Origin of the sequence: Salinicola peritrichatus (genome assembly GCF_003206715.1) — a bacterium.
GTDB lineage: Bacteria > Pseudomonadota > Gammaproteobacteria > Pseudomonadales > Halomonadaceae > Salinicola > Salinicola peritrichatus.
Genome location: NZ_PZJU01000006.1, coordinates 72,672 through 85,041 on the forward strand (window position 1 = coordinate 72,672; position 12,370 = coordinate 85,041).

A 12,370-nucleotide genomic window follows, 5' to 3' on the forward strand; every position below is an offset into this window, starting at 1 on the left:
AGACGCCCGTGGCTGGCAAGTGGCAACAAGTCGTGCAGAGCGAGCGCTGGCAGGCACTCGACCCCGAGCAGCGCCAGGCCGTGCGAGGTGCGTTTTTTGATCGCCAGATCCGACCCCAGACGCCGGGCGATAAGCTCGAGGCCGTGCAAAGCGCTTTCTTTACCCGCACCGAGCCGGATGTCTTCGGCAAGAGTGATGAGGAAGGTGGTGGCGTCGGCGCCATGGATTACGTCAAGGAGCTTGGCGCCGGGCTAGAAGAGGGTACCGGTGCCGTCCTGCAGGGCGCCGGCGATCTTCTCGAGCAGGGTGGCAAATGGGTCGATCGTGGGCTGCGCGCTATCGGGCTCGGCGATGCGGTCGATGTTGGTGACCGGGCGCTGGGCGGTCGCAGCCCATCCGACGCCGTGCGCGGCGCCGGCGAGTGGTTCGACGAGGGCGGCGATACTCTTCGCGCCCGTCAATCCGAGGCCGCGACACAGGCACGTGAGGACAGCACGCCGACCGGCGATATCACCAAGCCTTCGACGTGGAGCATGGGCGAGGACCCGAGCCTCGCCGGTTATGGGCTCCAGGTCTCCAACCTGATCGGCCAGTTCGCACCGCAGGCCGCTGCACTGCTGGCGCCCGGCGGGCAGGCGCGCGCTGTCGGCATGGCCAGTGTTGGTGGGCTGCAGGCGGGAGGAGCCGCCGGCCAGGATGCCGAGCAGTACGTCATGCAGCAGAGTGACGAGGATCTGGCGAAGAATTCCGGCATGTATCGGGATCTCATCGACCAGGGTGTTGAGCCGGCAGAGGCAAAGCGCCAAACCGCAGTTGCCGCGCGCGGTGCCGCATTCGCCGGGGCTGCACCAGTGGGCGGTGCCGGTGGGGCGCTGACCCATTACATTCTGGGCCCGTTCCAGCGGGCCATCGGTGGCGGCGTCGGGCGTCGTCTGGGTTACGGTCTGGCAGTGGATGCGCCGGCGGAAGGCGCTCAGGAAGTCGCCGAAACCGTGGCAGGGCGCACGGCTCAGAATGAAGCCACTCAGGGCAACCGGGATACCACGCAAGGCACCTTCGGCGATGCTGCCCTCGGTGCTATCGCTGGTGGTGGTCATGCTTCTCTCGGCGCGGCGATGGGCGAGACGTTGCCGCAACGCAACCGGATGCCGACACCCGACGATCTGGTGCGGGAACGCACACCGGAGGACATTGCCGAGGCTGAACAGCAATACCAGCGGGATCGCGACGACGAAGCACGCCAGTGGTTCGAGCGGCGCCGCGCCGACGAGCAGTCCCAGCAGGCGGCCCGGGAGCAATTCGGCGAAGACGGCGCAGCGGTTTGGCAGAACGCCGACAACGACCTGCCAGTCAGGGTTCGCGGCATCGAGCCGGAGCCGGACGAGGAAGGCCGGCAGTATGCCCGCGTCGAAGTCGATGGCCAGGAAGGCTTTGTGCCCTTGGATGAGCTTCGTGCCACGGAATCAGACCCGGTCGAAGAATCAGCGGCAGAGCCCAACCCGGACAATCCGCGCCAGCCCCAACTCGGCATCGACAACGACATTCGCGTCGCCGAGCGGATCGGCGCCGACGAGGACGCCATCCGTCTGCGTAATGCCAAGTCACTGTTCCTCCGCGCTATGGAGCAGGACGCCGCCGGCAACAACGATGCAGGATCGCGCCTACGCGAGCGCGGGCTGAACATCTATCGCGACATCTACGGCGACCCTGAATCACCGATGCCGGAACGGCCGGCGTCATTCCCGGTGCCGTACGAATATGTCGGTGATGTCGAGGCAGGCGGGCAGCTTCCGGTTCAGGCCGCTCGTCAGGATCGAGGAGAAACCTATTCCGGCGAGCCCGATCCGGCGCTTGCCACCCCGGCACCGCAACTACGCCAGGGGGACCAGGCCACCGGCGACCCTCTGATCTACGGCCAAGGGCCAACCGTCCGTCGCGGCAATGCCAATACCGGCCTGGATCAGCCGTTCGAAGGTGCGCGCACGACCGACACCAGCGCCGAGCAGCGCAGTGATTACGATCCAACTAAGCCTGTAGATACGCCGCGCCACCGCCGACGCATGGAGACGAGTGGTCGACGTGCCACCGCATATCTAGCTGATAACACGCCGGTACCGGTACGTTACCGCGTCATGGATCTGGACGAGCTGACGCCCTCAAATGATCCTGATGGTGCAGTGAACCCACTGTTCCCAACAGAGCTTCAACCCCGGGACCGAACCGGGAAGAACAGCCAGGTTCAAGTGCGCAATATCGCGGCACGCCTCAACCCCGAGCGTCTTGGCGAATCCACAGATGCAGGCAGCGGATCGCCGATCGTGGGTCCTGATGGTGTAGTTGAATCCGGCAACGGCCGAACGATGGCCATCGCACAGGCATATCGCAGCGATAGTCCGCAGGCCAGGCGCTATCGTGACTTCGTGCGTCAGCGCGCTCAGGACTTTGGTATCGACCCAGGCGTCGTTGCCGGGATGCGAAATCCCGTTCTCGTTCGTGAGCGCACAGGTAGTATCGACCGTGCCGAATTCGCCCGCCGTGCCAACGAAGCCGATGTCGCTGGCATGACACCGCATGAATTGGCAATCTCCGATGCTGATCGGCTCAGCGTTGACGACTTGGCGCAGTGGGCACCGGATGAGAGTGGCGATCCGCTTGCAGCGTCGAACCGTGCCTTTGCGCGCCGCTTCGCCCAGCGCATGGGGAACAACGAGGCCAGCCGCTATCGTGGCCGGGATGGCCAGCCGACGCCGGAACTCGGCGAGCGCATGATGCGTGCCGTATTCGCCAAAGGCTATGCAGACGACCAAGGGCGTCCGTCGACCGATATGGTTGAAATGGTCGCCGAGCCCCAGGGGCGGATGCGCAATCTGACAGTGGCACTGCAATCAGCCGCGCCTGATTTTGCCATTGCACGAGAATATGGCGGCGAGCAAGCCCAGGCCATGGCTGATACCGTTGTCGATGCGGTACGCATTGTGCGTCAGGCGCGCTCTTCCGGTATCTCTGTGCGTGAGCTGGTGAGCCAAAATGATGCGTTCAGCCAGCCCGTGCCACATGACACGGCCATGTTGGCATCCTTCATTGCCAACAATGCCCGTAGCCGATCTGGATTGAATGAAGCGCTGTCGCTGATTGCCGCAGCGACCCGTAACCGTGCTGAAAGCAGTCGAAACGGCTCGCTATTCGGCGATCAAGTCAGCAACCAGGACATTCTCGATGCAGCAACGCGACAAGATTCATCTACGCCGGATCCAGAACGATCCAGCAGTGACGGAGCTTTTGCGGGAGGGGATCGCGCAGGCACAGGCGAGACGCCCCGAGGGTCGGAAACTGATCGTGCCCGAGCACCTGAACAAACCCAAGAAGTAGACGATCCGCTTCTCACGACGTACACCGAGCAGGATATCGCCGACCGCGAGCGAGCCAATGCAGCGTCAGCGCAAGATGAGCAGCTCCAGCGCCAGGCGGAGGCGCAGCGCGCTCAGGCCGACCGTGACGCCGAGGGCTTCACGCTCACAGGCAGCGATCGGAGTGCGGATGTAGCTGCCGCTCAAGGTCAGGATGATCTGCTCGATACACGGTACGCCATGCGTTCGAACGCCGGAGACGTGGCGCCACCGACCGCCGAACAGGTCCGAGCCGCTTTGGACAGCCTGGGCGAGCGTCTTGGCGACTTCACCGTCGTGGATTCGGCGGCGGAACTCCCGCTCCTGAATCAGCTAATGATGGCTCGCGATAACGTCGATCCCGCCGATGTCCGTGGCATCTATAGCGGAGACCGCCTGTACATCGTGGCGTCCAACAATGACAACATTCAGCAGGCCGTAGCGACGGCCGTTCACGAGGCCGTCGGGCACAAGGGGATTCGTGGCGTTCTCGGCGACGAGATCGAGCCGGTGATGCGCCAACTCTACAAGTCGCTGCCATTCGACAAGCGCGGCCGTGAAGCGCTCGACGAGGTGCTGGCCGACTATCCGTTCCTGGATCGCAATAACCCAGACGACCAGGTGACCATCGCCGAAGAAATGGTCGCGCACCTGCTCGAGAAAGGATACAGGCCCAAGGCGTGGCAGCGCGCCGTGGCCAAGATCCGGGAATTGCTGCGGAGATTCTTCCCCAGCGTGGCCTGGACCTACTCGGACGTACTGGCGCTGGGAGAGCGATCCCGCGAGTATCTGCGTTCGCAGGCCAGCACCTCGGAACCCGGCCAGGGGCCGAACCGATACTCGCGCCGCGGCTGGCGCTCGGACTTTCCCGACGCGGCACTGGCGCACCCGCTGCGCTGGGCAACGCAGCATCCGGACTACGAGGCGGCCAAGGCCGGCGACGACCAGGCAGCGCTACGGCTGGCGCGCGATGCCGTCACGCCGGAGTTCGTTGAGCAGGTGCGACAGATGATCCCCACCGGTTCGCAGCCTCGCATCGTGCCGGTGGTGGCGCAGGAAAGCGCGGGCAGGAATCGGATTCCGGCAATGGCTGCCGAAGTTCTCGCAGCACGGCTGGGCCTTGGTACCGTCGATAACCTGACCCAGCGCGAGCGCGTATCGCGTACCGGTGCCAATGCGATGGATCGCCTGCAACGCCAGCCTACGTTCGACGGCGACGTGGATGGCGGCGACTTCCTCTTGCTCGATGACACCTTGACCCAGGGCGGCACGCTGGCGCAGTTGAAGACGCATATCGAAGACCAGGGCGGGCGGGTGCTTGGCGTGGCGGCATTGACCGGCAAGCAGTACTCGCGCAAAATTGCTGTCGACCCATCAACTCTGGATCAAGTCCGTGACCGATTCGGTTCTGTCGAAAACCAGTGGCGTGCAGCCTTCGGCTATGGCTTCGAAGGACTCACCCAATCGGAAGCCCGAACGCTCCTTACATTCGAGCGCGGACGTCTATCGCCTGACGAACTCCGAAATCGAATCCCTGCGCTCCGAGATGCAAGCCTCAATGGCGTGGGCGAGGGAGCAGCTGGCGATCGATCCGGACCTGAAGCACCTCTAAGCGATCCCTCCCGCTACAGTCTGCGCCCCCAGCGTCAGCCCGTCGCTGATCAATTCGATGACCTGAGCCCTGAGCAACAGGCCTTCATGGCTAAGTTCGGCCCCAGTACGCCGACGCGCCGCGTCATGGAGTGGTGGAAGGATCTCAGCCACCGCGCCGGCCTGCGTATCCGGCAGGGCATGATCGATCAGTATGCCGCGCTCAAGGAACTCGACGAGAAACGCTTCGGCAAGGATGGTGCACTCAAGCAAAGCATCACCAGCTCCAGTTGGGTGCTGGCGCGCATGTCGAATGCCGCCAATGGCGCGCTGCACGCCATGCTGCACAACGGTCGCATCTACCTCGATCCCGATCAGAAGGTGATCGACATTCGGGACGACGACTCCAAAGGGCTCGGCGCCGTGCTGGGTCGACTGGGCAGCCCGGCGGAGATCGAGCGCTTCATGATGTGGATCGCCGCCAATCGCTCCAGCAAGCTCAAGGATGAGGGCCGCGAGTTCCTTTTCAGCGACGGCGAGATTCGTGCCGGCATGCAGCTCGACCAAGGACGCATGGCGGATGGCGGCAGTCGGGCCGAGCGCTACGCCGAGGTCTTCGACGAGTTCCAGCAGTATCGCGACGACGTGCTGGCCATTGCGGAACGGGCGGGCGTGATCCGACCCGATCAGCGCGCGATGTGGCGCGACGAATTCTACGTGCCGTTCTACCGGCTCAAGGACGACAAGGACGTTAACGTCCAGCTCGGCACCAGCGGGCTATCTCGACAGCAGGCCTACAAGCGCCTGAAGGGCGGTACGCAGAACATCAACGACTTGCTTCAGAACACGATGATGAACTTCCATCATCTGCTCGATGCCAGCCTGAAAAACCAGGCAGCGCAGCAGGCGATCGACAATGCCGAAGCGATGGGTATGGCGCGCCGCGTGCCGGAGAGCGGGCGCGATACTTCGAAGTCGACCTTCGTCATGAAGGACGGCGCCAAATCCTTCTACGAAATCGACGATCCGCTCGTGTTCCAGGCGCTTTCCGCCCTGGCGCACCCGGGCATGAACAACACGATCATGAAGGTGATGCGTGGTTTCAAGCGCGTCTTCACCAATCTGACGACGACCACCCCGCAGTTCATGGTCGCCAACCTGATTCGCGACAGCCTGCAGGCCGTGGCGACCAACGAAGTCAGCATGAATGTGTTCAAGAACGTCTACGATGGCACCGGTACGCTGCGAGACCAGCGCAAGCGCGCCCGGATGCTGGCTGCCGGTGGTAGCTTCAACTTCGGCCACCTGTATAACAACAACCCCGACGAGCTACGCGCGCAACTGACGCGCAACCTTCGCGATGCCAAGATCGTCGGTGTTCCCGGATCCCGGCTCAAAGGCTTTGCCGCGCCGGCGGCGCTGATCCGTGCAGGTTGGGCGAAGTGGGGCGACGTCACCGACTTTGCCGAGAACCTGAACCGAGCGGCGATATACGACCAGAATCAGGACCAGGGCAAGCTCAAGGCGGCATTCGAGGCTCGGGACCTGATCGACTTCAGCGCACGCGGCGCATGGCCGGCGGTGCGCATCCTGACCGACATCGTGCCGTTCCTGAACGCTCGCATCCAGGGGCTGGACAAGATCTACCGCAGCGGTGTGAAGCCGGGCGCCAATGTGCTGGCCGCAGCCTTCGGCAAAGGCGAGGCCGGTGTTTCCGATCGTCAGGCGGCTGCCCGATTCTGGTCCGTCGCCGGCGCGCTCACACTGGCCACGGTCGCGCTCTATCTCCACAACCGCGACGACGAGGACTACCAGAAGCTCGAGGAGTGGCAGAAGGACACATACTGGTTCTTCAAGGTCGGCGATCAGGAATTCTTCATTCCCAAACCGTTCGAGGTGGGTGCCATCGCCACCATGGCCGAGCGCGTCACCCAGCAGTTCGTCGACGATGAGGCGACGGGGGCGTTGTTCGGCCAGCGCATGATGCACATGCTCACCGACACGTTCAGCTTCTCGCCAGTGCCGCAGATGATGCAGCCCGCGCTGGATGTTTACGCCAACCGGGATTCGTTCACCAATCGGCCGATCGAGGGCATGGGCGATGAGCGGCTTTCGCCACAACTCCGCAAACGCGATGACAGCTCTCTGGCGGCGCGTGGCGCCAGTTGGGTGCTGAATCACTCCGTTGGCGCCATCGGCGATCCCGAACTCAACCCGATGGCGCTGTCGCCGCTACAGATCGACTACCTGATCCAGGGCTATCTCGGCCAGGTTGGGTCATGGGCGATTGGATCGGCCGATGTCGCATGGCGAGTTTTCGACGGCAAGGACGAGCCGGCCAAGCATTGGTACGAATACCAGCCGATCCGTCGCTTCTATCGAAACCTGGGCGACGAGCCGCGATATACCCGCTATGGCACGGTCTTTTATGACGGATTGCGCGAGGCCGAACGTGCCTATGCCGACGTCAAGGAGCTGGGTGAGCTCGGACGGATCGAAGAGGCTCGAGAGTTGGCCAAGAACAAGGCCGATGTCTTGCGCCTGCGCAAGCCTTTGATGAAGGCTCAGCGCGACCTGGGCAAGATTCGAGCCCAGATGGACGCCATTCGCCGCTCGGACCTGGACGGAGACCTGAAACGCCAGCGCCTCGATCGACTCACGGCCGTGCGGAACCGGATCCAGCAGGTATTGGGTGAGAAGATTCTGGAGCAGCGCGCGGCGGAGTGATCAGCGTTTGACCTTGGTGGCAGCAATGCCGCCGAGGAACAGCGCGCCGAACATCAGCATCGGAACGTTGACGAGCAGGGCGACCAGGCACAGGAAACCGGGAATGCCGACGAAGCTGACGAGTAACCAGCCCTGGACGGACTGCCACTCCTTGGGGAAGCCGATCATGGCCAGCAGGCCTAGGATGGGTAGGCCAATGACCAGACCGAAGATGATTTCGGGTTCGGGCGTCATTTGCCTACAGTAGTTCGAAAGTAGGGAGACTGCGAGGGCCAAACAGTAAAAGGGCCGCGAGTGCGGCCCTTTTGCAGAAGATGGTGGGTTTTAACCCTTGCGCGATTTTTCGCGAAGAATTTTAGCGAGAGCCACCGACGCCTGCTTCTTCTGAGAAGGCTGAGTATCAGTAGGGTTACGCCTTGATGACGTGGAAAGATACCCCGAGCTACGGTAGAAACTTGGATCACGCGGGGTTGACGAATTTGAACACACCGAGCTGGTTGACGAGGAAAGGTTAGTCATCATGATTAAATCCCGTGTGTTTGTGGATTAGCTCAGGCTCGTTGAGCATCGCGAATTTTTCTCCACGTCTGAGTACCCCTATATGCGTCCTACCACCAACTGTCGCGATGCCTGGTTCGAAGCGCTGCATCCCTGATTGAGTATTGACCACCATCTCAACAAAATCGATAGCGTATTGAGTCGGTAGGTTTGCGAAATCGATGTTTGCTCGACTGTTCGACAGCACTGCTTCCAGACTTTTGGTGGGCAAGCCGTGCCGCTCCACTAGGTCGAATTGTAACGATTCGTCCGCTCCAATCAGTAGGCGCTGAACGTAATTCGCCTGCCCAGCCCAGGCTATACCAGGACGGCCATCGTACTGCAACTGCATGCTCTTCGCTAGCACATCAATACGATAGACTCTGCCTTCGCCTTTTGGTTCGAAGCCAGCAACAAGAAATTCGACGTTATCGTACAGCTGGGGATAAGATTCATCGTCGGCTGTTTCTGTGTAGCCGACAGTAAGCTCCCACTTGTCTCGAACATATGCGAGAAAGGCGGAAGCAACCTCCTCTACGGTTCCGAGCTTGCTTCCGGTCTCGCGTCGGAATTTGTTCGCGTGCTCGGCGATGGTCATACCATCCAATATGGCTAGCCCAGCAGTGACTGCTGCCACTTGTATTGAGCCCTCGCTAATACAGAACATCTTCCTAACACCACCAAATACAGTGGTAACGGCATGGGAGGCCTGCCCCCGGAAGGTCAGATTTCCATGCTGGTCGAGAATGGGGCTGCCGTGCTCATCCGTAACAAGCTGAACGTCTTTCGCCCTGAAGACGGGCTCCGTCATGCTGGAGAGGCTGTCACATCCGAGGACAATTGCCTCTGAGGTCGCCAAAGCTACGTTAATTGTCATTCCGAATTCCAGAATCTGATGCGCCACCGTCCGATATTGCCGCAAGGCCGGGCACTCTGAAGCCCGAAAAAAGCTATCCCGAGTGCCTATATCGGCCGATCACGCGGGAGGTTGAGAGCAGACGTTCAAATATTCTTGGTCATTCATCCCTGCTTATGAACACCAACCACCTTTATGGTGAGGCCCGGTGCCGCCGTGAGGGTGAGTGCCCTTCGGGCAAGCGTTGGCCGATCCGATGCCGATGAGCATGAGAGCGATCAGAGCGATGGCGATTTTCTTCATTCATGTCTCCCTACGTTGTATCGGAGCTGTTGCGCCCCGAAACCGCAAGGTTACATATTGTCACTTAGTTTGGTAATTAAACTTTGCTGTAAGCCGTTTCTGTTCGCGCGAATGGCAGATAGCGGGAGGGAGTTTTGGGAGAGTTTTGGGAAAATTTTGGGCGTACGAAAAACCGCCACTCGGCATGACCCGTAAGCGGCGGTTTTTCTTTAACTTTTGGTCGGAGCGACAGGATTCGAACCTGCGACCTCTGCAACCCCATTGCAGCGCGCTACCAAGCTGCGCCACGCTCCGATTCATCGGGCCTCGAGGGCACCCCGTGAAAACGCTGCGTATACTACCGTGCTGTTGCAAAAATGGAAAGCGCTAATTTGGGCTTTTCTATCAAATGCTTGCAGCCGTACTACGAGCTCCTTCGGTACGCTTGGGCAGGGCACCACTACCGGTGACCAGCCGAAGGGTGGCCTGAAGGGCTCACAGCCAGAACAGTTCGATCAGCCCCATGCAGATCAGGGACACGAGCAGCGTGCCGACGATATTGAGGAAGAAGCCGGCACGAATCATCGACTGGATCTGCATGTGGCCGGTTGCGAACACGATCGCATTGGGCGGTGTCGCCACCGGCATCATGAAGGCGCAGCTCGCGGCAATCGCTGCGGGTACCGTGATCAGCAGCGGGTCGGTGCCGAGCGACATCGCCAGGGCGCCCAGTAATGGCAGGAACGCGGCCGCAGTAGCGGTATTGGAGGTCAGCTCGGTCAGGAAGATGATGACCAGTACGATAACGGCGATCAGCAGCAACAAGGGCAGCGCGCCGAATACGCTGAGCTGGCTGGCGATCCAGTCGGCCAGACCGGAACCGCTGATATTGCCCGCCAGCGCCAGGCCGCCCCCGAACAACAGCAGGATCCCCCACGGCAACTCTTGGGCGTCTTCCCATACCAGCAGTGGACGATATCGCTCGTTGCCGCTGGGAATCAGGAACAGGGCGACGCCGGCAAAAAGGGCAATCGAGGTATCGGAGAGCCATTCGATCCCCAGATCGTTCAACAATGGGCGCGTGACCCAGGCCAGGGCGGCCAGCAGAAAGACGATGCCGACGCGAGCTTCTGCCGGGCTCAGGCGTCCGAGCTTGCTCAACTCGTCACGGATGACGTTGCCGTCCCCATCATCGAGTTTCAGTTTGAAATCGCCCCGGGTCAGCCACCACCAGGCAACGACCATCATTGCGAGACTGACCGGCAGGCCGACGACCATCCATTGGGCAAAGCCGAGCTCGATGTTCTGCTCGCTGGAGAGGTACCCGGCGAGGATGGCGTTGGGAGGCGTACCGATCAGCGTGGCGATGCCGCCGATACTTGCCGAATAGGCGATCGCCAGCAGCAGTGCCGTGGCATAGCGCTTGGTCTCGGCCTGGTCGGCGCTGGCGTAAAGTGATACCACCGACATGCCGATGGGGAGCATCATGATCGCGGTGGCGGTGTTCGATACCCACATGCTGATGAAACCGGTCGCCAGCATGAAGCCGGCGACCTGCTGTTTGGGTTTTTGACCGACGACATCGAGGATTCGCAAGGCGATGCGGCGGTGAAGGTTCCAGCGCTGCATGGCGATACCGAGCAGGAACCCGCCGAGGAAGAGAAAGATGGTGGGATTGGCGTAGCTCGCGGCGGTCCCCTTGAGATCCGCGATGCCCAAGGCCGGCGCCAGGGGGATGGGGAGCAGAGAGGTTGCTGGAATCGGGATCGCTTCCGTGGCCCACCAGGTCGCTAGCAGTAGCGCCAGACCGACGCAGTGCCAGGCCGCCGGCTCCATTCCGGCTGGCGCTGGCAGCAATTGGGTCAAAACGACCCAGATGAGGCCGAGAATCAACCCAATTCTGGCTGCGGTCGAAGGTGAGGCCTGTTGTTGCTCGGAGGCTTCCGTCATCGGTCAGTTTCCTAAGCGTCTCTGCGAAATGTGGTTCTATTCTACTTAAGACGTACGTTTCATCGGCCACATGCTTTTTAGTCTTTGGTCTAATATGATGCGCGCTTTGGCAATGATCCGAGCCGCCGGCTGGCCTGGCGCCGATTCGACAAGGAGCAGAAAATTTCATGACCGTTGCGATGGAAACGCTTCTGACTGACCTCGTTGCATTATGTCGCGAGGCCGGCGAGGCGATCATCGAGGTCAGCGCGGGGCGGCTCGATACCCGTCAGAAATCGGACGATAGCCCAGTGACGGCAGCCGATCTGGCCGCGCATCACGTTTTGATGAAAGGCTTGCCTGACATCGGTGATGCCCAATGGCCGATTTTGTCGGAGGAATCCGCCGCTATTCCCTGGAGCCAACGCCGATCCTGGTCCACCTATTGGCTGGTCGATCCGCTCGACGGGACCAAGGAGTTCATTCGAGGTTCCGATCAGTACACCGTCAACGTGGCATTGATCGATCGCCAACTGCCGGTTCTCGGCGTGATCGAGAAACCGCGCAGTGGCGAAGTTTGGGTTGGCCAACCCGGACGTGGCGCCTGGTATCAGGCAAGTGCCGGTGCGCCGTGGCAAGCGCTGGCCGTCAGTCAGTCCGATCCGCTGCGTTTGGTGGTGAGTCGCTTTCATCGAGGTCCGCGAACTCAACGACTGATCGATGCGTTGCCCGGAGCGCAGGTGGAGCAACTCGGAAGCTCACTCAAGTGCTGCCGGATTGCCGAGGGGCGCGCGGACCTCTATCCCCGCTTCGGACCTACTAGCGAGTGGGACACCGCTGCCGCCCAGGCCATCGTCGAGGGAGCCGGTGGCGCTCTGGTCGATATTCATCATTGGCAGCCGCTGCGCTACAACACGCGGGAGGAACTGCTCAATCCGCCTTTCGTCGCCTGTGCGAGCCTGAATGGCAGCTGGCGGCAAGCCTGGGAGGGGTGACAGCACCGGCGATCCTGTTACCCTCGACACTCTTTACTGCAACCCGGTTTCCCTGCATGTCGTCTTCT

At 61.4% G+C, this 12,370-nt stretch carries 5 protein-coding genes and 1 tRNA gene; 2 read left to right on the top strand and 4 right to left on the bottom strand.

Translation table 11 applies throughout. The features are described from left to right. Window positions 1-8 precede the first annotated feature (8 nt). Window positions 9-7,703, top strand: a complete 7,695-nt coding sequence (locus tag DOM57_RS02355; protein WP_110647617.1) for an LPD38 domain-containing protein — start codon at window positions 9-11, stop codon at window positions 7,701-7,703. On the opposite strand, the gene DOM57_RS02360 is transcribed toward DOM57_RS02355, so the two are convergent. The 4 genes from DOM57_RS02360 to DOM57_RS02375 all read right to left on the bottom strand — a co-directional run bounded on the left by DOM57_RS02360 (window position 7,704) and on the right by DOM57_RS02375 (window position 11,328). Beyond that, the gene (locus tag DOM57_RS02360; protein WP_110647618.1) at window positions 7,704-7,937 is read right to left on the bottom strand and encodes a hypothetical protein; all 234 of its coding nucleotides are present in this window, start codon (window positions 7,935-7,937) and stop codon (window positions 7,704-7,706) included. A gap of 277 nt (window positions 7,938-8,214) precedes the next feature. Beyond that, entirely contained in the window at window positions 8,215-9,117 is a 903-nt protein-coding gene (locus DOM57_RS02365) for a hypothetical protein (protein ID WP_110647619.1), read from the bottom strand. A gap of 499 nt (window positions 9,118-9,616) precedes the next feature. Then, window positions 9,617-9,693, bottom strand: a tRNA-Pro gene (locus tag DOM57_RS02370). 180 nt (window positions 9,694-9,873) lie between these two features. Next, on the bottom strand, window positions 9,874-11,328 hold the full coding sequence (locus DOM57_RS02375; protein WP_110647620.1) for an SLC13 family permease: 1,455 nt from the start codon (window positions 11,326-11,328) through the stop codon (window positions 9,874-9,876). A gap of 167 nt (window positions 11,329-11,495) precedes the next feature. Here DOM57_RS02375 and cysQ point away from each other — a divergent pair, with 167 nt between their 5' ends. Next, window positions 11,496-12,302, top strand: coding sequence for a 3'(2'),5'-bisphosphate nucleotidase CysQ (cysQ, locus tag DOM57_RS02380; protein ID WP_110647621.1), 807 nt, complete (start codon window positions 11,496-11,498; stop codon window positions 12,300-12,302). Window positions 12,303-12,370 lie beyond the last annotated feature (68 nt).